The following is a 23,103-nucleotide window of genomic DNA, read 5'->3' on the forward strand; positions in this document are numbered from 1 at the left end:
CGCTGCATTCAGCGCGTCAGTTCGAGAACAAGCGGTCGACGGAGCCATTCCTGAGCAGGGAGCGGGTCATGCCGCCAAAGGCCCATTCGCGCAGCCGGCTATGACCGTAGCCACCGGCGACGACAAGATCGGCACCCATGCCATGGGCGAGTTCGATGATGGTTTCGCAAGCATCCTTATGATCCGAGTCCAGGACTTCCGATCTCGCCTTGATGCCGTGCCTCATCATGAACCGGACGACGTCGCTGACACTTTCGCGCGCATCTCTCTGGTTCTGTTCTTCGATCGTCGCCACGAGCACATCTTGTGCGCCGGTCAGGAAGGGCAATGCATCGGTGACTGCTCGCCGAGCCTCGCGGGTATCCTTCCACGCGACCAGAACGTTCTTGGGGTCGGGTGGGACAAGCCGGTCGGCCGCAATCAGCACAGGCCGTCCGGCCGACAGCACAAATGTTCCGATGTCGACCACCCGGTGGTGATCAGCGCCGGAGACCGGCGTTCCCGTCACGACGAGATCGGCGGCGCGGGCATGCATCGCGAGCAGACGTGTCGGGTCCCCGATCTCTTCACGCCATGTGGCGTCGTCTCCGACGAGGCTCAGGAATTCCTCCTTCAGAATCTTCAGGCGATCCTCGATCTCGATCCGGCGCTCACGCATGATTTCCGCCGCCGCCATGCCGCCATCGTCACCCGGAACAAACACGTATGAATCGGCTGCGGCGAAACCGATCAGCGTAGCTTCGAAGCGCCGCGCCAACTCCAGCGCATAGGTCGCTCGCGGCGCAGCCGGAGAATCGACGTCGAGTTGAACCATGATGGTGTTGAAGATCATTTCCGTGCCTCCGATGAGATTTGTTGCAAGATCACCGGAGGTCCGATCTCGCGCCTTGATGCGTATCAAAGTCCGCATATCTTGTAAGTCCGTCAGGGCACATCGTCATCGCCGGCTTGCGAGACGCCGGACGCAGTAGCCAAGAGAGAACAAGCCACTTGAATGAGAATGCGGGCAGCGCGGCATTGCTGCGCCGAAATCATCATCGAGTTTGTCTTGGCAACGACGTTTCGCGCGGTATTACATAGTCATCTCTGGTTCGAGAGCGCGTTCTTTCGCCGGTTCCGGAATTTCGGTCATGGTCGCTTCCGTCAAGAGCAGAACGCTCGCGACCGAGACGGCGTTTTCCAGAGCGATGCGCACCACTTTGGTCGGGTCGATGATCCCGGCCTCGACGAGATCGACGTATTCCTTGCGGCCCGCATCGAAGCCGAAATTGCCGATGCCTTCAATCATCTTGGCAATGACGACCCCGCCGTCGACTGCTGAATTTTCTGCAATCTGCCTGACTGGTGCTTCCAGCGCGCGCTTGAGGATCTGTACGCCGGTCCGCTCGTCGCCCTCGCAATGCTGCTCCTCGTCAGCCACGGTCGCGATGCAGCGCAAGAGGGCAAGCCCGCCGCCTGGCACTATACCTTCGGCGACCGCGGCCTTCGTGGCGCTGATGGCATCGTCGAGCGCTTCCTTCTTCGATTTCATCTCGGCCTCTGTCGGCGCGCCGACCTTGATGACGGCGACGCCGCCCGCAAGCTTGGCCAGCCGCTCCTGCAGCTTTTCGCGATCATAGTCGCTCGTCGTGTTGTCGATCTCGCGCCGAATCTGCTCAACACGGCCCTTGATCGCCTTTGCATCTCCGCTGCCGCCGATGATCGTCGTATTGTCCTTGTCGACGACAATGCGCTTCGCGCGCCCCAACTGCTCCATGGTCACATTTTCCAGTTTGAGCCCGAGGTCTTCGGAGATGACCTGGCCGCCGGTCAGGATGGCAATGTCCTGCAGCATGGCCTTGCGGCGATCGCCGAAGCCAGGTGCCTTTACGGCACAGTTCTTGAAGGTGCCCCGGATCTGGTTGACGATGAGCGTCGCAAGGGCCTCGCCTTCGACTTCCTCGGCGATCACCAGCAAGGGCGAACCGGACTTCGCCACGGCTTCAAGCAGCTTGATAAGATCATTCAGCGAAGCGATCTTCTTTTCGACGATCAGCACGAGCGCATCTTCGAGGACCGCTTCCATCTTCTCCGGATCGGTCACGAAATAGGGCGACAGGAATCCGCGGTCGAACTGCATGCCTTCGACGACGTCGAGGACGGTTTCCGTGGTCTTCGATTCTTCGACCGTGATGACACCTTCGCCGCCGACCTTCTCCATTGCTTCGCCGACCAACTGGCCGATGAGGGGATCGTTGTGCGCGGAGATCGTTGCCACCTGTTCCTTTTCGCGACGGGTCGAGACCGGCCGAGATATCTGCTTGAGTGTGTCGATCGCCCGTTTTGTTGCACGATCGAGACCTTTCTTGATGTCGATCGCGCTGGCGCCGGCAACGACATTGCGCACCCCGTCGGCGAACATCGCGTGGGCCAGGATGGTTGACGTGCTGGTGCCGTCACCGACCATGTCCCCGGTCTTCTCGGCTGCCTGCCTGAGCATCCGCGCGCCAAGATTCTCCTCGGGGTCCTTCAGGTCGAATTCCTTCGCGATGGTCACGCCGTCATTGCAGACGATGGGAGCGCCCCACTTCTTTTCGATCAGAACCGATTTCGAGCGCGGCCCGAGCGTCACGCGTACGGCGTCGGCGAGCTGGGTTGCGCCACGAAGAATCTTTTCGCGCGCTGCTGAACGAAACAATACCTGTTTGTGAGCCATGATCGCCTCCGAGCTATGATGCGTCTTGGCTAACAGGGATGAGGTCAGCCGGCTTTGATACGCATCAATCCAAGCGTCAGCCCAGGTTGACGAGGATCAAAGTAGACCCGTTTCCTGTTGGGTGGCTGTCAACGCAGCTTGGATAACAGCCATGCCACACAGCCCGAATTCGCTATCGAACGGGTCCCAAAACGTCAGTGAAACAAGTTGCCGCGATCAAGGCGTTGAGGGGCTCGGCCAAGCCGATCGCCAGCAGAGCAGCTATGCAAACGAATAGGGAGGAGTGAGTCTGAGCAATCTGTTGCGATAAAACGCATCCGCGGCGGACGTGTACTTTAGTGCTTCCGATTTTCATATCACGCTGGCGCCGTTGTTAAACCTTGCGCCGCGATCGACCGCTCAGCCGTTCCGCGACAGATGCACGTCCAGGACCGCGGCCTTCTTGGCGATCAGGCCTTCCAGATCCGCGTCCGATCGCTTGGTGCCGGTCCGTTCGCGCAGCAGCGAGATCACAGCGCTCATCGAAAGTGGGGCGGTTTGGGAAAGTGGGGCGGTTTGAGTGCCCAGAATGGCATCCACCGCGCTGGCAACATCCGGAGTCTCCGCTGGCGCTCGCATGGTCGGTTCCTTTCTGTTCAGGTCGGCCTCGGTGCCATCAGCCGGTCCCCTGGCGCCGCGATCGAAGACGACCGCCAGGCCGTTCTTCACCGCGAGTGCGGCGACCATATCGTCGAGCTTGCGATCGGAAAGGGCTGGGTCCGCTGGTTTCAGCATCCTGCGGATCACCCTGGCAGCCTGATCCGTCGATACGAAGCCATAACGCCGTTTTCTGGCCTCGACATATTGTTCGATGATCATACTCAGGCGTCGGGCCGCGATATCCCTGGGCTCCTGCACCTAGGCCTCCTTAAGCTGAGTGCAACTCGGCAGCCAAAATGAAATAGGGCGGCTCGATCGAACGTCAAAGGCTCCCGACCATTTGACGCATCTGCGAATGAGGCCGGAACGATCCTGCGGCTGAGGCATTTCCACTGCATGACCAGCTCATTGAGGGAAGGCCGGGCCATGAAGATTGCCCACGTCGCGCCACTATATGAATCCGTACCTCCAAGGCTCTATGGCGGCACCGAGCGCATCATTTCCTACCTGACCGAGGCTCTCGTCGCCCTCGGCCACGATGTGACGTTGTTCGCCAGTGGCGACACGAAGACCTCCGCCAGGCTCGTGCCATGCCGCGAGCGGGCCCTTCGTCTTGATCCGCGTCCATTGAAATCCGAGATCGCGGCGCATCTATCGATGCTCGACGAGGTGAGGAAACGGGCCGACGATTTCGACGTCATTCATTTCCATCTCAGTCATTTCCTGCATTTCCCGTTCTTCCGAGGGATCCCGCAACGTACAGTGACGACGCCGCATGGCAGGCTGGATTACGCCGACCTCGCACAAGCCTACGACCGGTTCCCGCGGTTTCCGATGATTTCCATATCCCGCAGCCAGCGGGCGCGGTTCGCGTCCGCGAATTGGCTGGCGACGATTCATCACGGATTGCCGGTCGATCTCTACGAACCCGATTTCGAGGCAGGCTCGGATGGCGGCTATCTTGCGTTTCTCGGCAGGATGTCGCGCGACAAGCGACCGGACCGAGCGATCGAAATCGCCCGCCGCACCGGGCTGAAACTCAAACTTGCGGCCAAGGTCGGTGATGGCGATCGCGCTTATTTCGAGGAAGTCGTCCAGCCGATGATCGATGGCGACAGGGTCGAATATGTCGGCGAGATCGGCGAGGATCAGAAGAGCAGATTTCTTGGCAACGCAGCCGCCCTCTTGTTTCCCATTGATTGGCCCGAACCCTTCGGCCTTGCCGTGATCGAGGCCATGGCCTGCGGAACCCCGGTCATGGCCTGGAGTTGCGGCGCCATGCCCGAGATCATCGATTATGGAGTTACCGGCTTCGTCGTCGAAACGATCGAAGATGCTGTCGCCACGATGCCGGCTCTCCTGCAACTCGACAGGCGGCGCATAAGGGCGGTGTTCGAAAGGCGGTTTTCAGCCGACAGGATGGCCAGGGACTACGTCGCGGCTTATTCGCGGCTGAACAACGGCCATGAGCAAAGCAGAGCCTCATAGCCCGTTCGAAACCAGTACGGGACGATCTTTTGACCATAACCCATCTCGACGAGCGCAAGCTTGATCCTGCCATAGCACTGGCTTCCCTGGACGAAACCGCGCCCAGGGAGCCGCATCGTCTTTTCGCGCTCAAGCATGGCGACTGCTTTGTCGTCGCCGACGCCTATGGCGACATACGCGGGGTCGGCGACGGATTCTTCCGCGACGACACGCGCGTACTTTCCGAATTTCGCCTCACCGTTGGCGGGCGGTCGACGTCGTTGCTTGGCGCGTCGCTCAGCCAGGACAACGTGCTGTTCACCACCAACCTCACCAATCTGCCGATCGAGAGCGCCGCGGGCCGCCAGATACCGCAAGGCGCTATCCACATCGAGCGCGTCCGGCTGCTGTGGGAGGAAAGGCTGTATGAGCGCATAACGCTGTCCAACTACAGCCGGGAGCATTCGACGATCCTGCTGTCGCTGCGTTTTGCTGCTGATTTTCGCGACATGTTCGAGGTTCGCGGCTCGACCCGCTCGAGGCGTGGAACGGCCCATACGGCCGAGATCGCCAAGAGCGCGGTCGTGCTCCGCTACGAAGGCCTGGACAGCGTGGTGCGGACATCGGCGATTTCGTTTTCGCAGACGCCCGATCAACTGACCTCCGACCAGGCGGATTTTGTCATCGCCGTCACCAAGCGCAGCAGCCAGACGCTTTACGTGGAAGTGGGCAACGAGACGGATGCTAACCCCGAAAGCCAGCGATTTCGCGCTGCTGCCGCCCGTGCTCGTTTCGGCATGCGCGCCAAACGTCGACATGGCGCGACGCTGCACAGTTCGGGCCGCGTTTTCAATGACTGGATGGCGCGGGCTCGCGCCGATGTCGCGCTGCTCACCACGGAACTGGCTACCGGACCTTATCCCTATGCCGGCATTCCCTGGTTCTCCACCGCCTTTGGCCGCGATGGCGTGATTTCAGCCTTGCAGATGCTTTGGCTCAATCCTGGTCTGGCGCGCGGCGTCCTGGCGTTTCTCGCCCAGCACCAGGCGACCGAGACCTCTCCCTTCAGCGATTCCGAACCCGGCAAGATCATGCACGAGACGCGCAAGGGTGAGATGGTGGCGCTGAGCGAACTGCCGTTCGGGCGCTATTATGGCGGTGTCGACACGACGCCGCTCTATATCCATCTTGCCTGCGCCTATGCGGACCGCACGGGGGACATAGCCTTCATAGATACGCTGTGGCCCTCGCTGTGCGCCGCGGCCGAGTGGATCGAAACAGCGAGCCGCTCGACGGGTTTCCTCACCTATCAGCGCGCTGCGGAATCCGGCCTTGCCAACCAGGGATGGAAGGACAGTTTCGATTCCGTCTTTCACGCCGATGGCCGCATTCCGAAGGGACCGATCGCGCTGGTCGAGGTACAGGGCTACGTCTTTGCGGCATTCCAGGGGTTGGCGAAACTGGCACGGTTGCGCGGTGAGACGGAGCGGGCGGAAAACTGGGAAATACGCGCCGACGCCATTCGGCAAAAAGTCGAGCGCCATTTCTGGATCGAGGAGCTTGGCTACTATGCGCTGGCGCTGGATGGCGACGGCCAACCCTGCAAGGTGCGCACATCCAATGCCGGTCACCTGCTCTATGTCGGCCTTCCCGAACCGGACCGCGCGCGCATGGTCGCCGACCAGCTGCTATCGGCCTCGTTCCATTCCGGCTGGGGACTGCGAACGCTGGCGGACGACGCGATCTTCTTCAATCCGATGTCCTATCACAACGGATCCATCTGGCCGCACGACACGGCGATCTGCGCGGCCGGACTGGCGCGATACGGCAGCCGCGACAGCGTGGTGCGGCTGATGAGCGGCACTTTCGAATCCGCCGTTCACTTCAACATGCGGCTGCCGGAACTCTTTTGCGGCTTCACGCGCGCGGCCGGCGAGGCACCGATTGCCTATCCGGTGGCTTGCCTGCCGCAAGCCTGGTCCGCCGGCTCCGCTTTCATGCTCATGCAATCGTGCCTCGGCCTTCAGATCGATGGCTGGACAGGCGAGATCCATGTAACCCGGCCGCGCCTGCCGATCGGCATCGACAACCTCGTCATTCGCCATCTTTCGGTAGGGCAGGCGTCGGTGGATCTGACATTCCAGCGCGTGGGGGACCGTGTCGGAGCCTTCCTTGCCGAACCTCATGAGGGGCTGGTGCCGCTCGTGGTCAGGAGCTGAAAAATCGGAACCATCAGGCGCCGCGGGCGTTTGACCACCAGCTATGGGCGTCGAAGCTCCATCAGATGGAGTTGTTTCGGCATCCCATTGAAAGGTAATCGATTTCAATGCCCGACAACAGTTTGTACCTGGCCGTTCCCGTATTCGCCTTGTGGCTCTTCATTCTTGCAGCTGTCGTCGTCCTGGCTGTTGTATTGGTGACGATGAAAGTGCGGGCGCGCAAGGGTAACAGGATTGCCGCCGCGGACGTTGAACCCGCTCGCAGCTCTTTGCCGGAATTTGAGAAAAATGGGCAGTCGGCGGCCGCGGCACTGGTGCAGTGGTCGCCCGAAACGCTGCGTCATATCCTGGCAACCGAACTTCCCGATGCCCAGGTGATCGTCGTCTCGAATCGCGAGCCATATATCCACAACCGCGAGGGCGACGACATCCAACTGGTCGTACCCGCCAGCGGCCTGGTCTCCGCCCTGGAACCGATCACGCGGGCCTGTGCAGGCACCTGGATCGCCTATGGCGGCGGTTCAGCCGACGCGCTTGTGGTCGACAAGAACGACCGGATCGAGGTGCCGCCCGACAATCCTTCCTACACGCTGCGCCGTGTCTGGCTGAGCGAGGAAGAACAGCAAGGCTATTATCTCGGCTTTGCCAATGAAGGTCTCTGGCCGCTGTGCCATATAGCGTTCACCCGGCCGATATTCCGTGCCTCGGATTGGGAAGCCTATGAGGCGGTCAACCGCAAGTTCGCCGACACCGTCGTCGCGGAGGCCCGTAACGAGCGGCCGATCGTGCTGGTCCAGGACTACCACTTCGCGTTGCTGCCGCGGATGGTCCGGGAACGCCTGCCCGAGGCGATCATCATCACCTTCTGGCATATTCCGTGGCCCAATTCGGAGGTGTTCAGCATCTGCCCGTGGCGCGAGAAGATCCTCGAGGGGCTGCTTGGCAGTTCGATCGTTGGTTTTCACACCCAGTTTCATTGCAACAACTTCATCGACAGCGTCGACCGCTTCCTGGAGAGCAGGATCGAGCGCGAGGACTCGGCCATCTCCTATGGCGGCCAGATCAGCCTGGTTCATGCCTATCCGATTTCAATCGAATGGCCGCCGGCGCAACTGGCCAAACTGCCTGACGTGGCGCAATGCCGCCTGCGTGTCCGTGAGAGATTCGGTCTGACTGAGAATGTCAAACTGTGCGTTGGCGTCGAACGTCTCGACTATACAAAGGGTATCCTCGATCGCTTCAATGCGCTCGATGAACTGCTGACGCTTCATCCGGAATGGATCGGCAAGGTGGCGTTCCTGCAGATCGCGGCGCCCAGCCGCGGCACTCTTCCCGCCTATCAACAATTGTATGAGGAATGCCTGCGCCATGCCGAGGATATCAACCAGCGCCATGGTCGCGAAGGCTACACGCCCGTTCTGATGGTGACGGAGCATCACTCGCAAGACCAAGTCTACGAGATCTACCGTGCGGCCGATGTCTGCACAGTGACCAGCCTGCATGACGGCATGAACCTGGTCGCCAAGGAGTTTGTTGCGGCGCGTGAGGATGAACAAGGTGTGCTGCTGCTCAGCATGTTCGCCGGCGCCTCCAAGGAACTGCTGGAGGCGCTGATCGTCAATCCCTATGACGCGGCGATGATGGGCGACGCCTTGCTGCAGGCCCTGACCATGTCCGAGGACGAGCAACTCCAGCGCATGCGACGCATGCGCGAGATCGTGCGCGACAACAATGTCTATCGGTGGGCGGGCAGCATGCTTCTCGATGCCGCGCGCCTACGCAAGCGTGATGCGGTCGATCGTGCCGTCGGCGTCGCTCCGGCGCCCCCTGGCAATGTGATATCGCTGCTTGATCGCAGACGTGTGGCGGCGCTGTGATGTCGATATCGCCAAACCTGCCAGAACCCGTCGTCCCGCAAGGTCCATGGAGCCTGTTCCTCGATATCGATGGCACGCTTCTCGAACATGCCGCGCATCCCGATGCGGTGGTTGTCAGTGAGGAGTTGCGCGTGCTGTTGACACGGCTAGAAGCGCAATTGGACGGAGCATTGGCGTTCATCACGGGACGGTCGATCGCCGCCGTCGACCATCTCTTCCAACCCCTCAGATTGCGCGCCGCCGGGCTCTATGGCCTCGAGCACAGGCTGGCGCGCGATGGTCCGGTCGAAGCGGCCGGCGAACCGGCCGACATCGCAGCGCTTGCCAACGAAATCGCGACGGAACTGGACAATGCGGACGTCTACATCGAACGCAAGGGACCGATCCTTGCCATTCATACACGCGCGGCGCCGCATTTGCTGCAGCGGGCGACGCAGTTGGTCGAACAGGCCCTGGACAAGTTACCTGCGGGATATCGGGTCCTGGCCGGAAATGCCGGTGTGGAACTGATGCCGCTGGAGGCGGCGAAGGGAGCAGCCATAAGACGCTTCATGCAAATTCCGGCTTTCAGGGGACGCCGACCGGTGTTCCTCGGTGACGATACTTCAGACGAGAACGGGTTCGAGGTCGTCAACGAATTGGACGGCATCTCCGTTCGCATAAAGCCGTATGGATCGACAGCGGCACCTTTTGCGCTGGCCGGCGTAGACGCCGCCTTGGCCTGGCTGGACGTGATGAGCAGACGCGAGACCGTGGCCACGCTAGCCGCAATGGCCAAATGAACCGGATTGCACCCAAGCCGTTCCCGCGCATGGAAGGAGTCTGCAATGACCCAACTGACCAGCCTCATCCGGGAAATCATGCCCGCCTGGCTGCGGCGGCGCTCTGAGCCGCAAAGCGGTGACGCCAAGACGGCAGCTCAGCCGTTGCGTCCCGAAGATGCCGACGCAGTCTGGCGCAAGGCTGTCGAGAACGATTTGTTTGGAGCCAACACAACGGATTATGCCGAGGCCGGGGAGAAGGGCGGCAACCGCCATTGATCGTTGCGCTCAACCGTCCCCGAAAACCAGCGAAACATTGCCTCCGGCATGGCGTTCGAGCCGACCGGCAAGGTCGAGTTCCAGCAATATCATGAACACCTGGGCCGGGTGCAAGCCGGTGTGGCGGATGATTTCGTCGACCGACACCGGCGTCGGGCCGAGCGCCTCGATGACGCGTGCGCGGTCACTTTCGCCGGGCGGCGGGGTGGCCGAAAAGTCGGGCGGGTCTTCAAACGGCGGCACATCAGGCGCCCGCATGCCGGTCAACGGTGCGATCGCCCTGGAAATATCAGATGCCTCGGTGACCAGCGTGGCGCCGTCCTTGAGCAGGCCGTTGCATCCCGCGGCGCGCGGATCAAGCGGGGAGCCCGGCACGGCAAAGACCAGCCTGCCCATTTCGCCGGCAAGCCTGGCGCTGATCAGCGAGCCTGAACGCTGCGCCGCCTCGACCACCACCAGCCCAAGGGCAGCCCCCGCGACGAGCCGGTTGCGGCGTGGAAAATCCTGGGCGCGCGGCTGCCAGCCGAATGGCATTTCAGAGATGATGGCACCCCGCTCGGCAATGTCGTCACATAGGCTTGCGTTTTCAGGCGGGTAGGGCAGGTCGAGGCCCCCTGCGAGCACACCGACAGTGCCGGTCGCCAGACTGCCCTGATGCGCCGCCGTGTCGATGCCGCGCGCCAGGCCGGAGATGATGCCGTAGCCATCGCCGCCAAGATCGGCCGCCAGCTTGCGCGCCATCTTTATGCCGGCCAGCGATGCGTTACGGGCGCCGACGATGGCAACCCCCGGCAACCGGAACACAGCTGCATTGCCCCTGACCGCCAGTAGCGGGGGAGGATTGTCCATGCTTCTCAGCAAGGATGGATAGTCTGGCTCGCCGATACCGACAAAACGCGCGCCAGCCTTGCGAGCTGCCTCGAGCTCGGCTTCGGCTTCGGCGATCGACGGAATGCGGGCGATCCGGCTGGCGCCGCCCGAAATCATCAGTTCCGGCAGGATCTCCAGCGCCACTTCGGCGGAACCGAAGCGGTTGATCAGATCGCGAAAGGAAGCGGGGCCGACATTCTGGGTGCGGATCAGCCGCAGCCAGCTCAGCCGCTGCCGGTCGCTGAGGCGCGGCCCGGCGGCCGGCTCGCTCATCCCTTGGCTCCGATCTTGCCCTCGGTGCCGGCAAGCAGCCGCGAAATGTTCGCCCTGTGCTTGATGAAGACGATGATGCTCATCACCACGAACAGGACGGCTGTTTGCGGTGCGCTCATGAAATACAGGGCGATCGGCACGATGACGGCCGCCGTCAGCGCCGCCAGCGAGGAGAAGCGAAACAGGAAGGCCATCACCAGCCAGACGACGGCGAAGATCAGCGCCACCTGCCAGGCAAGGCCGATCAGCACACCGAGATAAGTCGCGACGCCCTTGCCGCCCTTGAAGCCCAGCCACACCGGGAAGAGGTGGCCGAGAAAGGCGCCGAGGCCGGCCCAGACCGCCGTTTCGGGCGTGAAATGGCCTGCAATCAGCACGGCGGCCGTGCCCTTCAGCGCATCAAGCAGCAGGGTCGCGGCGGCCAGGCCCTTGTTGCCGGTGCGCAGCACGTTGGTGGCGCCGATGTTGCCCGAGCCGATCTTGCGCACGTCACCGAGGCCGGCGGCACGGGTCAGCAGCAAGCCGAATGGGATCGAGCCCAGGAGATAGCCGAACACCAATGCCAGGATCAGGCCGTAAGTCATTGTTTCCCCCGCATTTTCCTGGGCCAACCGGATCAGGTTCGACGCCCGTTCCCAGTCTATGCCGGGTACACTGTGCGGCCCGCGACCAGTGTTTGCAAGACCTTGCCTTGCAGGCGCGCGCCTTCGAAACAGGTGTTTTTCGAGCGCGAGCGAATGCCGCTTTCACTGACGATCCAGGGTTCGTCGAGATCAACAAGGGCAAGATCGGCAACAGCACCAGGCTTCAGCGTGCCGCCGGCCAATCCGAACAGCCTTGCCGGCGCGGTGGACAGGGTTTCGATCAGCCGGAGCAGCGGCACATCGCCATTGTGGTAGAGCCGCAAGGCCGCACCAAGCAACGTCTCCAATCCGATGGCTCCGGCCGCGGCGTCGGCGAAGGGCAGGCGCTTGGTGTCGACATCCTGCGGATCGTGCGAGGAGACGATGATGTCGACCGTGCCATCCCTGACCGCCTCGATCATCGCCAGCCGGTCTTCCTCGGCGCGCAGCGGCGGTGTCAGACGGAAGAAGGTGCGGTATTCACCAACATCGTTTTCGTTGAGCGACAGATTGTGGATCGACACGCCTGAAGTGACGGCAGCGCCGTCGGCTTTGGCGCGCGTCACGGCGCTTGCCGCCATCGCCGTCGAGATCTTTGCCGCATGGTAGGAACCGCGCGTCAGACGGGCCAAAGCCAGATCGCGCTCCAGCGGGATGGATTCGGCTTCACGCGGAATGCCGGAGAGGCCGAGCCAGCTGGCGTACAGGCCCTCGTTCATGACGCCTGACGAGCCGAGGTCGGCATCCTGCGTTTCATGCACGATCGTAGCGCCGAAGTCGCGGGCATAGGTCAGGGCGCGGCGCATCACCAGCGCGCTTGCTATGGTGTGGCGGCCATCGGTGAAAGCGACGGCGCCGGCCTCGCGCAACAGGCCGAACTCGGTCATCTCGCGGCCATCGAGGCCCCTGGTGATCGCCGCCGCCGGGAAGATATTGACGATCGCCGTGTCCTTGGCGGTGCGCAGCACAAACTCGACCAGCGCCACATTGTCGATCACGGGATCGGTATCGGGCATCATGACGATGGAGGTGACGCCGCCGGCCGCGGCGGCAACACTCGCCGAAGCGATGGTTTCGCGATGCTCGCCACCTGGTTCGCCGATGAAGACGCGGCCATCGATCAGGCCGGGGATGATCGCCTTGTTGGCGCAGTCGATGACGGTCGCTCCCTCGGGCACGCCCTGGTTCAACGCCGCCTTGCCGGCGGCAACGATCTTCTTGCCATCGACAATGACGGAGCCGACTTCGTCGATGCCGCGCGAGGGGTCGACGATGCGGGCGCGTTCAAAGACCGTCGTGCTCATGCGTCGCGACCCTCTTGATTGCGACGGGGGTCGAGCAGCGCTTCCATCACCGCCATGCGCACGGCAACGCCCATCTCCACCTGTTCCTGGATGACGCTTTGCGGACCGTCGGCGATTTCGGAGGCAATCTCGACGCCGCGGTTCATCGGGCCGGGATGCATGACCATTGCGTCGTCCTTGGCCACCTTCAGCTTTTCGGCATCGAGGCCGAAATAGCGGAAATATTCGCGCACCGAAGGCACGAAGGCGCCTTCCATCCGCTCGCGCTGCAGGCGCAGCATCATCACCACGTCGGCGTCTTTCAGGCCTTCGGCCATCGACCGGGTGACAATCACCCCCATTCGGTCGATGCCGGAGGGTAGCAGCGTTGAAGGTGCTACGACCCGAACCTGTGCGCCGAGCGCGTTGAGCAGCATGATATTGGAGCGCGCCACGCGCGAATGCAGGATATCGCCGCAGATTGCCACGATCAGCTTCGACAGCGGACCCTTGGCGCGGCGGATGGTCAGCGCGTCGAGCAGCGCTTGTGTCGGATGCTCGTGCGCGCCGTCGCCGGCGTTGACGACGGAGCAGCCGACTTTCTGCGCCAGAAGGGCGGCCGCGCCCGCCGACTGGTGGCGGATGATCAGGATGTCGGGTCGCATGGCGTTCAGCGTCATCGCCGTGTCGATGAGCGTCTCGCCCTTCTTCACCGAGGAACTCGCCACCGACATGTTCATGACGTCGGCGCCGAGCCGCTTGCCGGCCAGCTCGAACGAAGACTGCGTACGGGTCGAGGCTTCGTAGAAGAGATTGATCTGGGTGCGTCCGCGCAGCGTCGAGGTCTTTTTCTCGGACTGCCGCGAGATCGCGACCGCCCGATCCGCCCGGTCGAGCAATAGCTCGATGTCGGCGGGCGAAAGATCGCTGATGCCCAGAAGATGGCGGTGAGGGTAGAGTGGCAGGGACGAAGCGTCGGTCATCTCAAGGCGCTGCTATAGGGTGCGGATTTTGCGCCTGCAAGCGCCAGCTTTGGATTGACGCCGTTCTCCTCATTTTTTTCGTGTAGATAGCCGATTAAATCGGCCGGTATTTTCGTCGCGCGCGCGGCAACGCTTGGCTATATCTAGCCGAGGGCCTCGGATTCGTGGCTTTCGCACGATAAGGACCTTTCTACCGATAAAGGTCTACCGATAAAAGGGATTGGGCGTGACCGACGACGTAACGAACCAGCCGCCGCCGTTGACGGGCGGCAACGCCTGGCGGGGCGATCCGTTGCTGATCCAGCTTGCCGAGCGCTTTTCCGACCCGGTGCGCAAGGACCTGGACGGGCTCGGCCGTTTCGTGCTGACGCAGGAGGCGCAGGAACTGGCCCGTCTCGCCAATGTCGAGACGCCGAAACTGAGGACGCATGATCGCCAGGGACGACGCATCGACCTGGTCGAATTCCACCCCGCTTACCACGCCTTGATGCGCCGTTCGGTGGCGAATGGCCTGCATTCCTCGGTCTGGGAAAATGGCGATGCCGAGATCGGTCGCCGCCATCAGGTGCGCGCCGCGCGCTTCTATTTGACGGCGGAGCTGGAGACCGGGCATCTCTGCCCGATCACAATGACCAGCGCCTCGCTGGCGGCGTTGATGGCCAGCCCGAAACTGTTCCGCGAATGGGCGCCGCGGGTCACGACGCGCAAATACGACCAGAGCCAGAAGCCGCCAGTCGAGAAGACCGGGCTGACGCTCGGCATGGGCATGACGGAGAAGCAGGGCGGCACGGATGTGCGCGCCAATACGACAAGGGCCGAACGCGCCGGCAGCGGCTTCTACCGCCTGACCGGCCACAAATGGTTCATGTCGGCGCCGATGTCGGATGCCTTCCTGGTGCTGGCACAGGCGCCGGAGGGACTGTCCTGCTTCCTCGTGCCGCGTGTTCTCGGCGACGGGTCGGGCAATGGCTTCCGCTTCCAGCGGCTGAAGGACAAGCTCGGCAACCGCTCCAACGCGTCGTCCGAGGTCGAATTCGTCAACGCCATCGGCGAGATGGTCGGCGAACCCGGCGCCGGCGTGAAGACGATCATGGACATGGTGACCCTGACCCGGCTCGACTGTGCCGTGGCGTCCTCGGCGATCATGCGGGCAGGGCTGGCGGAAGCGGTTCATCATGCCCGCCACCGCCAGGTGTTCGGCTCGACCTTGATCGAGCAGCCACTGATGCAGCGCGTGCTGGCCGACATGGCGCTCGATGTCGCCGCGGCCACCGCGCTGTCGTTCAGGCTGGCGCGCTCTTTCGACGAGGCGGCGAGCGATCGCGGCGAGGCGGCGTTTGCCCGCGCCATGACGCCGGTGGTCAAATACTGGGTGTGCAAGATCGCGCCGCCGCTGCTTTACGAGGCTATGGAATGCCTCGGCGGCAATGGCTATGTCGAGGAAGCGCCGCTCGCCCGTTATTATCGCGAGGCCCCGGTCAACGCGATCTGGGAAGGATCGGGCAACGTCATGGCACTCGACGTGCTGCGTGTGCTCGGCCGCGCGCCGGGCCTGTTCGAAGAGGTGCTGGCAGGAATCGACCGTGACCTCGGCGCCGGCGGGCGTGGCACGATCGGCGTGCTGAAGGCGGCGATGCAGGTGGCTTCGACCGATGAGGGCTCCGCCCGTCTGCTGACGGAACAGCTGGCGTTGTCGGCAGCGGCGGCGGAACTGCGACGGCTGGGGGCAGGGCGGATTGCCGATGCCTTCGTCGAAACGCGTCTGGCCGGCCAGTGGCGCAACACCTACGGCATGCTCGATTCGCGCCACGATGCGCGCATGATCATCGACACGCTTTATCCGCCGGTGAACTGAGCCGGGAACCGCCGGGTCGCTGTGCGTCCTGTGGATCGCCGTTAACCTTAACAAATGGTTTCCATTGCGACGGCGGGCGGCAAAGCCCACTGTCATTCCTGCCGAAGCAGGAACCACGATGCGACACGTATTGACCTCCTTTCTGTCTGTGCACTGGGCGATTGTTTTCGCCCTGCTGGCACTGATCTGCATCGATGGAAACCGCGGCGTGGCCGCAGCCCTCGGCGTGCTCGGCGTCACGGTCGAGAGCGCCCGGTTCGTCAATCTGGAGAATGTCATCGTTGTCGCGCCGCTGGCGACAGCATTGCTGGTGGTGTCGGTGCTGTTCTTCTGGGCCTTTGTCGATTCCCTGATCAACGATGCGGCCAGCCCGGGCGCAGACAGCGTCGTTCGCATGGCCTTCATTTCCGCTTCAGGCGTGCTGTCGATGATCCTGATCGGTGGCGCCGCGCAGGGCATCAACGGGCTTTTCATGGTCGTCGCGGTGCAACTGGCCGCGCTGCTGGCCTCCTATGTCGCGATGCTCGCCGAGCGGCGCTCGGCGGCCGCGTCCGATGACGCGGATTTCCATGCCATGGCGCACAGCATGGCGAAGGCAGCGGCCCATAATTCGCTGCTCTCCCTGATATCGGGCCGAACTGGACCGAACGGGAAGGGAGGCCGCTGATGCGTTATATCTTCGGAATGTGGGCGGCCCCGATGGCGATCTTCTGGGGCTGGTTCTATCTGTCGGCCAACGACCTCAATTTCGGCTACGTCATGCTCAGCCGGCAAACGCACGACTTCTTCTTCCAGCTCTACGGTCAGATGCTGGGCATCGACCCCTCGATCATCCCTGGAATGGTAGCGAAGACGTGCATCTTCGACGGGCTTCTGCTGCTGGCCCTGTGGGCGTTCCGCCGCCGTCGCGAAATCGCCGGCTGGATCAGTCGGCGTTGGGCGGTCCAGGTTCCGTTCGTTCGGCTGCATCGAGCGACCGAAGCCGGTCCAAAACTCCCTGCAGAATAAAGGCGGCCGCGGCCGAGTCGATCTTGCCGGCGCGTTTGGCGCGCGAGAAATCCATTTCGATCAACGTCCTTTCGGCCGCGACCGTCGACAGCCGCTCATCCCAGAACACGAAGGGCAGGTCGCTCAGTTGGGCCATGTTGCGTACGAAGGCGCGTGATTTCTGCGCGCGCGGACCTTCCGAGCCATCCATGTTGATCGGCAGCCCGATCGCAACCGCGCCGACATTCTCCTTCTCCAGCAAGGCCAGAAGCACGGCGGCGTCGAGGGAGAATTTCCTTCGCATGATGACCGGGCGTGGATGGGCGAAGGAGAATCCCCGGTCGGAAACCGCAACGCCGATCGTCTTGTCGCCGAGATCGAGCCCCGCCAGCGTCCTGCCATTGGCGAGCCGTGCCGGCAATTGCTCAATCGTGATGATAGCCAACAGTTTTCCCTTGTCTTTTTCAGCGGCACGCATCCTTCCGGATGGGCGGCGGACACTATACCCTTTGATCTCGGGGCTATCGGCGTTCTATCCTTTGGCCCGGCAAAAATCGAGGAATGCATACATGAAACTGACCTGGTACGGCCATTCGGCCTTCCGTATAGAAACCGCTGACGCCAAGATACTCATCGACCCTTATCTGATCGGCAACCCATCCTGGACGGGCGGCTGGGAAGGACCGGCGGAAGGGATCACGCATGTCCTGCTGACGCACGGGCACAGCGACCACATCAGCGGCGCGCTGGAAGTGCTCGGCAAGAGTGGTGCCCAGCTGGTCGCCAATTTCGAGATCTGCATGTATCTGGTCGGCAAGGGCGTGGACGGCAACAAGATCAATCCCGGCAACATCGGCGGCACGGTCGATTGCGGCGGCTTCACCACCACCTTTGTCCAGGCGTTGCACTCTTCCTCGTTTGGCGAAGAGGGCGGCAAGAATGTCTATCTCGGCAATCCCGGCGGGCTGGTCCTGCATTTCCCGGAAGACCGGACGCTCTACCATATGGGCGATACCGACATCTTTTCCGACATGGCGCTGATCAACGAGCTGCATGAGCCGAAGATCGGCATCGTGCCGATCGGCGACCGTTTCACCATGGGCGGCGCGGTGGCGGCACTTGCATGTCGCCGTTTCTTCAAGTTCGACACGGTCGTGCCTTGTCACTTCGGCACGTTTCCAATGATCGATCCGACGCCCGAGAAATTCGAGGCCGGCCTGGAAGGGTCCGGCGTGAAGGTCGCATTGCCTGATATCGGCCAGGCGATTACGATCTAGAAACAGCCAAAGCGGAACAAGTCCATGGTGTTGCGACGATCTCTTTGCGTGTCAATGTTTGTCGCGGCATCGCCCGCGCTTGCCGCGGATGACTTTATCGAAGGCGTCTATCTGCAGTCCGAGGAGCTTTGCACGCAGGCCAGGAAGGACACGCTGCAGACGTTGATCGACGCCGGCAACATAGTGCTTTCCGTGCATGGCCTGCAGGGCGTCGAATACAATTGCGAATTCGTGCAGGTCAGCAAGGCGACACGCTCGCCGAGCTGGGCGGTGACGGCCATTTGCCAGGAACCGGGCTATGTCTTTCCCGATGTCCTGTCGGTGAGGCGGATCAGCCCGACGCAGCTCGATCTCGTGTCGGTCCGGCCGATCGATGACGAAAGCGAGGCGAGCGGCAACAGCGGCAGCTACTATCGGTGCGAGGGCGTCAACATGCCTTGATCGTCCCGGAACTTATGATCTTGACCTGAATTACATCAGCAACGCGCAGGTCGTCGTCCGCGCCAGAGTGCTGTCCTATCAACCGGTATTCGACCCGGAGATCCCGGAGCGGCAGCGCAAGTTTATCGAGGCTTTGGGCAAGGACGATCATGCGCATCTGACGGGACGGGTTATCGGAACGCCCTGCCGATAGCATTCGTATCAAGTTCGAAGTCACCGAGACCATCCTCGATTCTCCGTGATTGAAGAATTGGGGGCGGTCTGGGTCCATTCGACATTCGCTATGCCAGAGCAATGAGCGGCCCGGAAAATGTGATCGTCGGCTTGCGCGCTGCCATCGATCGTCATGGAATACCGTTCGTTCAGCTTGTCCAGCAACCTTGTGCGCCGATGATGATCCTTAAAGACAACCCCGCGAACCGCAAAGCTGTCGTCAACGCCATTATTGCGCAAAGCCGCGGGCACGCAGGCTATGCCTTTCAGTGAGGTGTAACCGAACTGGCACCAATATGTTGCGCACACGGCTCGGCGCGGCTATAGCGCGGGCAGGTTTTTCGAAGGTTCCAGAATGTCCGTTGATGTCAAGACTGTGAAGCGCGTCGCGCGTCTCGCCCGTATCGCGGTGAGCGAAGAGGATGCGGAGCGCATGACCGGCGAGCTGAACGCCATCCTTGGTTTTGTCGAGCAGCTGAACGAGGTGGATGTGTCCGGCATCGAGCCGATGACCTCGGTGACGCCGATGGAGATGAAGAAGCGCCAGGACGTCGTCACCGACGGCAACAAGGCGGCCGACATCGTCGCCAATGCGCCGGCGACCGAAGAGAATTTCTTCCTCGTGCCGAAGGTCGTGGAGTAGGGCGTCGATGGCAATCGAGATCGCCATCGAGACGCCGCTGCAGGACGATGTGCGCGGGCTGGTCCAGGAACTCAACGAGACCTTGCTCGAATTGACGCCGCCTGAGCATTGCTACCATCTGACGGTCGAGCAGATGGCGGGCCAGGATACGACCGTTTTCATCGCCCGCGACGATGGCGTCGCCATCGGTTGTGGGGCGCTGAAACGCCATGGCGACGCCATAGGCGAGGTCAAGCGTATGTACACGCGGCCTTCGCATCGCGGCCGCAAGATCGGCGCTGGGATCGTCGAACGGGTCGAGGCGCTGGCGCGGCAGGAAGGACTGAAGCGGCTGGTGCTGGAGACGGGCGATCGTCATCCCGCGGCCTGGGCCGTCTACGAACGTGCCGGGTTCTCGCGCTGCGGCCCGGTGCTGGATTATCCCGATTCCGAGTGGTCGGTATTTTACGAAAAGAGCCTTTGATGAGCGATCTGACCCGACTGACGATTTCGCAGGCCCGCGCCAAGCTGCGAGGCAAGGAAATCACCGCGACCGAGATCACCGAGGCCTATCTCTCGGCGATCGATCGCGCCAATCCGGCGCTCAATGCCTATGTCGCGGTGACCGGCGACAGAGCGCGCGACATGGCCAAGGCATCCGATGTCAGGCTGGTCAAGGGCGAGGGCGGTGCGCTGGAAGGCATTCCGCTGGGGATCAAGGATCTGTTCGGCACCGAAGGCGTTCATACCCAGGCCTGCAGCCATGTACTCGACGGCTTCAAGCCGCGTTACGAATCGACTGTCACCGCCAATCTGTGGGCCGACGGCGCAGTGATGCTCGGCAAGCTCAACATGGATGAGTTCGCCATGGGCTCGTCCAACGAGACATCCTATTATGGCCCGGTCATAAACCCTTGGCGGCGCTCGCGCCTCGACACGGTGGTGATGCCGACGACGCATCAGGGCGATGGCGGCTTCGTATCTGCCGGCGGCACGAAAACCCAGCGCAGCCTGGACAATGCGCAACTGGTGCCGGGCGGCTCTTCCGGTGGTTCGGCAACCGCCGTCTCGGCCTTCCTGTGCGCCGGCGCCACGGCCACGGACACTGGCGGTTCGATCCGCCAGCCGGCCGCGTTCACCGGAACCGTCGGCATCAAGCCGACCTATGGCCGCTGCTCACGCTGGGGCATCGTCGCGTTCGCCTCGTCTCTCGACCAGGCCGGACCGATCGCGCGCGACGTGCGCGACGCCGCGATCCTGCTCAGGTCGATGGCCTCCGTCGACCCAAAGGACACCACCTCGGTCGACCGGCCGGTTCCGGACTATGAGGCGGCGATCGGCAAGCCGATCAAGGGCATGAAGGTCGGCATTCCCAAGGAATACCGCGTCGACGGCATGCCTGAGGAGATCGAGGCGCTGTGGCAGAAGGGCATTGCCTGGCTCAAGGATGCCGGCGCCGAGATCGTCGATATTTCCTTGCCGCACACCAAATACGCGCTGCCGGCCTACTACATCGTGGCACCCGCGGAAGCTTCATCCAACCTCGCGCGCTACGACGGCGTCCGCTACGGCTTGCGCGTGCCGGGCAAGGACATTGTCGAGATGTATGAGAAGACCCGTGCGGCCGGTTTCGGCCGTGAGGTCAAGCGCCGTATCATGATCGGCACCTATGTGCTGTCGGCCGGCTACTATGACGCTTACTATCTGCAGGCTCAGAAGGTCCGCAACCTGATCAAGCGCGACTTCGAAAACGTCTTCGCCGCCGGTGTCGACGTCATCCTGACCCCGGCGACCCCGTCGGCCGCCTTCGGCATCGCCGATGAGGACATGGCCGCCGACCCGGTCAAGATGTACCTCAACGACATTTTCACGGTCACCGTGAACATGGCCGGCCTGCCGGGCATCGCCGTGCCGGCCGGTCTCGATCCCAAGGGCCTGCCACTTGGCCTGCAGCTCATCGGCAGGCCGTTCGAGGAAGAAACACTGTTCCAGACCGCCGCCGTCATCGAGCAGGCGGCCGGCACATTCCAGCCGGAAAAGTGGTGGTAAGGGTATCGCTCGTCTAGCGCGTAAAAGGATGCGCGGCGCCGTATTGGGGTGAGCGATGTTCTTCCTTCTTTCCAAGGTCTTCTGGTTCTTCATCCAGCCGCTCAACCTGACGATCTTCCTGCTTCTGGCGGGGCTGATCGCCGCAATGATCGGCCGGCGGCGGCTGGCCGTCACCGGTAGCGTTCTCGCCTTTCTGATTCTGGCGCTCTCGACCTGGACGTCCCTTGGCGCGATGATGCTCAACCCGCTGGAAGAGCGCTTTCCGCGCCCGCCGCTGCCGCAAAAGGTCGACGGCATCATCGTGCTCGGCGGCGGCTTCGAGGGCGCCATCAACTTGGCGCGTGGCGGCTATGAATTGGGCAGCAGCGGCGACCGCATGATCGAGACCGCAATCCTCGCCCGGCGCTTCCCACAAGCCAAGGTGGTTGTATCAGGCGGACACGGCTCGTTTTTCATCGACGCCGAGGGGGACGCCGACACCGCGTCCCGCCTGCTCGTTCCGCTTGGTGTATCGGCCGATCGTCTTGTCCTTGAGGACAAGTCCCGCAACACCTACGAAAATGCGGTCTTCAGCCGCAAACTCGTCGAACCGAAGCCGGGCGAGACCTGGCTGCTGGTGACCTCCGCCTTCCACATGCCACGGGCCAAGGCGCTTTTCGACAAGGCTGGGTTTCCAACCGTTCCCTGGCCGGTCGACTATCACACTTCCGGCAAGGAAGGTGTCGGCTTGTTTCGCGACAATGCGATCGATTCCGTGCAGAACACCACCATAGCGCTCCGCGAATGGATTGGGCTTTTCGCCTATTGGCTTTCGGGCCGCATCGATCAGCCGTTTCCGGCGCCGGGCGGCTGACCGATGACGGCGCGCCGCGCCGCCGAGAAGAACTGGCGGCGCACCAGCACGGCCAGCAACAGAAGCGTCGACAGCACAAACACCACCGGGTCGACGAACCAACCGAGATAGCCGATCGAGAAGAACACGCCGCGCAGGCCCGAGTTGAAATGCTTGCCGGCCAGCATGTTCATCTGCGCCGCGCGCCACACCGCCGTTTCGGTGACCGGATTGCGCGAGGCTTCGCCGTGCGGGATCGGCACCGCGCCGATCAGGATCGAGCAGTAGTTGAACAGCCGGTATGCCCAGCCGAATTTGAAGAAGGAAAAGGCGAGGATCAGCACCAGTCCCAGCACCTTGATCTGGAAGGCCGGGCGCGACGGCGCTCCGCCGAGTGGCAGGTTGCTCAGCACCTCAAGCACTCGGTCGGACGCGCCGAGCAAGGCAAAGCAGCCGCCGAGCGCGATCAGGGAACTGGAGGCGAAGAAGGCGGTTCCCTGCTGCAGGCCGCTCATGATGGCGGTGTCGACGATACGGATTTCGCGTTCGGCCATGGTGCGCATCCAGGCTTCGCGCTGTGCATTCATCGCGGTCGTCAGCGACATGCGGCTGACCAGCTTGCCGTCGGAGGCGAGCGTGTGCAGCAGCCACGCGATCAGGAAGAAGGCCAGCGCCCCGAAATCAGCCATCGAAAGATAGAAGGAATCGCCCATGGGCTGAATTTATCACATCCAGCGCGGTCGCTTCGATGCGGGCTCACGTGATCGACGGCAATGTCGCTGCCGGAGCAAACAAGGTCGGCAGGTGCTGCGCCGCGATTGCCAAAAGAGCGGAAACATCCGGGGAATTCCTATATCT

24 protein-coding genes are annotated in these 23,103 nt (G+C 62.4%); 15 read left to right on the forward strand and 9 right to left on the reverse strand.

Going from position 1 to position 23,103, the window contains the following annotated elements:
* Positions 1 to 16: 16 nt before the first annotated feature.
* From EB231_RS20295 to EB231_RS20305, 3 genes are all read right to left on the reverse strand, one after another.
* Entirely contained in the window at positions 17 to 832 is an 816-nt protein-coding gene (locus tag EB231_RS20295) for a universal stress protein (RefSeq protein ID WP_172350427.1), read from the reverse strand.
* Positions 833 to 1,072: 240 nt separating this feature from the next.
* On the reverse strand, positions 1,073 to 2,695 hold the full coding sequence (groL, locus tag EB231_RS20300; protein WP_172350428.1) for a chaperonin GroEL: 1,623 nt from the start codon (positions 2,693 to 2,695) through the stop codon (positions 1,073 to 1,075).
* A gap of 399 nt (positions 2,696 to 3,094) precedes the next feature.
* A complete protein-coding gene (locus EB231_RS20305) occupies positions 3,095 to 3,481 on the reverse strand; it encodes a hypothetical protein (RefSeq protein WP_246740687.1) in 387 nt (128 codons plus the stop codon).
* A 279-nt stretch (positions 3,482 to 3,760) separates the two neighbouring features.
* Here EB231_RS20305 and EB231_RS20310 point away from each other — a divergent pair, with 279 nt between their 5' ends.
* The 5 genes from EB231_RS20310 to EB231_RS20330 all read left to right on the forward strand — a co-directional run bounded on the left by EB231_RS20310 (position 3,761) and on the right by EB231_RS20330 (position 9,937).
* A complete protein-coding gene (locus tag EB231_RS20310; protein ID WP_172350430.1) occupies positions 3,761 to 4,822 on the forward strand; it encodes a glycosyltransferase family 4 protein in 1,062 nt (353 codons plus the stop codon).
* A 35-nt stretch (positions 4,823 to 4,857) separates the two neighbouring features.
* Complete coding sequence (locus EB231_RS20315) at positions 4,858 to 7,020, forward strand: amylo-alpha-1,6-glucosidase (protein ID WP_172352970.1); 2,163 nt, start codon at positions 4,858 to 4,860, stop codon at positions 7,018 to 7,020.
* Positions 7,021 to 7,127: 107 nt separating this feature from the next.
* Complete coding sequence (locus EB231_RS20320; RefSeq protein WP_172350431.1) at positions 7,128 to 8,897, forward strand: alpha,alpha-trehalose-phosphate synthase (UDP-forming); 1,770 nt, start codon at positions 7,128 to 7,130, stop codon at positions 8,895 to 8,897.
* Positions 8,897 to 9,679 (forward strand): trehalose-phosphatase, encoded by a 783-nt coding sequence (otsB, locus tag EB231_RS20325; protein WP_172350432.1) that lies wholly within the window; start codon positions 8,897 to 8,899, stop codon positions 9,677 to 9,679. Before EB231_RS20320 ends, otsB begins: the two co-directional genes overlap by 1 nt.
* A 45-nt stretch (positions 9,680 to 9,724) precedes the next feature.
* Positions 9,725 to 9,937, forward strand: coding sequence for a hypothetical protein (locus EB231_RS20330; protein ID WP_172350433.1), 213 nt, complete (start codon positions 9,725 to 9,727; stop codon positions 9,935 to 9,937).
* Between the two features lie 9 nt (positions 9,938 to 9,946).
* Here EB231_RS20330 and dprA read toward each other — a convergent pair whose 3' ends face one another.
* The 4 genes from dprA to EB231_RS20350 are packed head-to-tail and all read right to left on the reverse strand — an operon-like array spanning position 9,947 to position 13,969.
* Positions 9,947 to 11,080 (reverse strand): DNA-processing protein DprA, encoded by a 1,134-nt coding sequence (gene dprA / locus EB231_RS20335; protein ID WP_172350434.1) that lies wholly within the window; start codon positions 11,078 to 11,080, stop codon positions 9,947 to 9,949.
* Positions 11,077 to 11,664 carry a glycerol-3-phosphate 1-O-acyltransferase PlsY gene (gene plsY / locus EB231_RS20340; RefSeq protein WP_172350435.1) on the reverse strand — a complete coding sequence of 196 codons (588 nt, stop codon included), beginning with the start codon at positions 11,662 to 11,664 and terminating at the stop codon, positions 11,077 to 11,079. The genes dprA and plsY overlap by 4 nt, the downstream gene beginning before the upstream one ends.
* A gap of 56 nt (positions 11,665 to 11,720) precedes the next feature.
* The gene (locus tag EB231_RS20345) at positions 11,721 to 13,007 is read right to left on the reverse strand and encodes a dihydroorotase (protein WP_172350436.1); all 1,287 of its coding nucleotides are present in this window, start codon (positions 13,005 to 13,007) and stop codon (positions 11,721 to 11,723) included.
* Positions 13,004 to 13,969, reverse strand: a complete 966-nt coding sequence (locus tag EB231_RS20350) for an aspartate carbamoyltransferase catalytic subunit (RefSeq protein WP_172350437.1) — start codon at positions 13,967 to 13,969, stop codon at positions 13,004 to 13,006. Before EB231_RS20350 ends, EB231_RS20345 begins: the two co-directional genes overlap by 4 nt.
* A gap of 226 nt (positions 13,970 to 14,195) precedes the next feature.
* Here EB231_RS20350 and EB231_RS20355 point away from each other — a divergent pair, with 226 nt between their 5' ends.
* From EB231_RS20355 to EB231_RS20365, 3 genes are all read left to right on the forward strand, one after another.
* Complete coding sequence (locus tag EB231_RS20355; protein ID WP_172350438.1) at positions 14,196 to 15,824, forward strand: DNA alkylation response protein; 1,629 nt, start codon at positions 14,196 to 14,198, stop codon at positions 15,822 to 15,824.
* Positions 15,825 to 15,942: 118 nt separating this feature from the next.
* Positions 15,943 to 16,491: a hypothetical protein gene (locus EB231_RS20360; protein ID WP_172350439.1), complete on the forward strand. Its 549-nt coding sequence runs from the start codon at positions 15,943 to 15,945 to the stop codon at positions 16,489 to 16,491.
* Positions 16,491 to 16,832 (forward strand): DUF6105 family protein, encoded by a 342-nt coding sequence (locus EB231_RS20365; protein ID WP_172350440.1) that lies wholly within the window; start codon positions 16,491 to 16,493, stop codon positions 16,830 to 16,832. The genes EB231_RS20360 and EB231_RS20365 overlap by 1 nt, the downstream gene beginning before the upstream one ends.
* On the opposite strand, the gene ruvX is transcribed toward EB231_RS20365, so the two are convergent.
* Positions 16,750 to 17,256 (reverse strand): Holliday junction resolvase RuvX, encoded by a 507-nt coding sequence (ruvX, locus tag EB231_RS20370; protein WP_172350441.1) that lies wholly within the window; start codon positions 17,254 to 17,256, stop codon positions 16,750 to 16,752. The genes EB231_RS20365 and ruvX overlap by 83 nt on opposite strands.
* A 124-nt stretch (positions 17,257 to 17,380) precedes the next feature.
* Between ruvX and EB231_RS20375 the strand changes: the two genes are divergently transcribed.
* The 7 genes from EB231_RS20375 (at position 17,381) to EB231_RS20405 (ending at position 22,266) form a co-directional block, all read left to right on the forward strand.
* Positions 17,381 to 18,088: a metal-dependent hydrolase gene (locus EB231_RS20375; RefSeq protein WP_172350442.1), complete on the forward strand. Its 708-nt coding sequence runs from the start codon at positions 17,381 to 17,383 to the stop codon at positions 18,086 to 18,088.
* Between the two features lie 24 nt (positions 18,089 to 18,112).
* Positions 18,113 to 18,529, forward strand: a complete 417-nt coding sequence (locus tag EB231_RS20380; protein WP_172350443.1) for a hypothetical protein — start codon at positions 18,113 to 18,115, stop codon at positions 18,527 to 18,529.
* Between the two features lie 294 nt (positions 18,530 to 18,823).
* Positions 18,824 to 19,015 carry a hypothetical protein gene (locus EB231_RS20385; RefSeq protein ID WP_172350444.1) on the forward strand — a complete coding sequence of 64 codons (192 nt, stop codon included), beginning with the start codon at positions 18,824 to 18,826 and terminating at the stop codon, positions 19,013 to 19,015.
* Positions 19,016 to 19,097: 82 nt separating this feature from the next.
* On the forward strand, positions 19,098 to 19,385 hold the full coding sequence (gene gatC, locus EB231_RS20390; protein ID WP_172350445.1) for an Asp-tRNA(Asn)/Glu-tRNA(Gln) amidotransferase subunit GatC: 288 nt from the start codon (positions 19,098 to 19,100) through the stop codon (positions 19,383 to 19,385).
* Between the two features lie 7 nt (positions 19,386 to 19,392).
* Positions 19,393 to 19,848 (forward strand): GNAT family N-acetyltransferase, encoded by a 456-nt coding sequence (locus EB231_RS20395; protein WP_172350446.1) that lies wholly within the window; start codon positions 19,393 to 19,395, stop codon positions 19,846 to 19,848.
* Entirely contained in the window at positions 19,848 to 21,413 is a 1,566-nt protein-coding gene (locus EB231_RS20400) for an amidase (RefSeq protein ID WP_172350447.1), read from the forward strand. The genes EB231_RS20395 and EB231_RS20400 overlap by 1 nt, the downstream gene beginning before the upstream one ends.
* A gap of 55 nt (positions 21,414 to 21,468) precedes the next feature.
* The gene (locus EB231_RS20405) at positions 21,469 to 22,266 is read left to right on the forward strand and encodes a YdcF family protein (protein WP_172350448.1); all 798 of its coding nucleotides are present in this window, start codon (positions 21,469 to 21,471) and stop codon (positions 22,264 to 22,266) included.
* On the opposite strand, the gene EB231_RS20410 is transcribed toward EB231_RS20405, so the two are convergent.
* A complete protein-coding gene (locus EB231_RS20410; RefSeq protein ID WP_140773509.1) occupies positions 22,239 to 22,958 on the reverse strand; it encodes a DUF599 domain-containing protein in 720 nt (239 codons plus the stop codon). The genes EB231_RS20405 and EB231_RS20410 overlap by 28 nt on opposite strands.
* Between the last annotated feature and the right edge of the window lie 145 nt (positions 22,959 to 23,103).

The sequence above is a fragment of the Mesorhizobium sp. NZP2298 genome (assembly GCF_013170825.1).
Classification (GTDB): Bacteria; Pseudomonadota; Alphaproteobacteria; order Rhizobiales; family Rhizobiaceae; genus Mesorhizobium.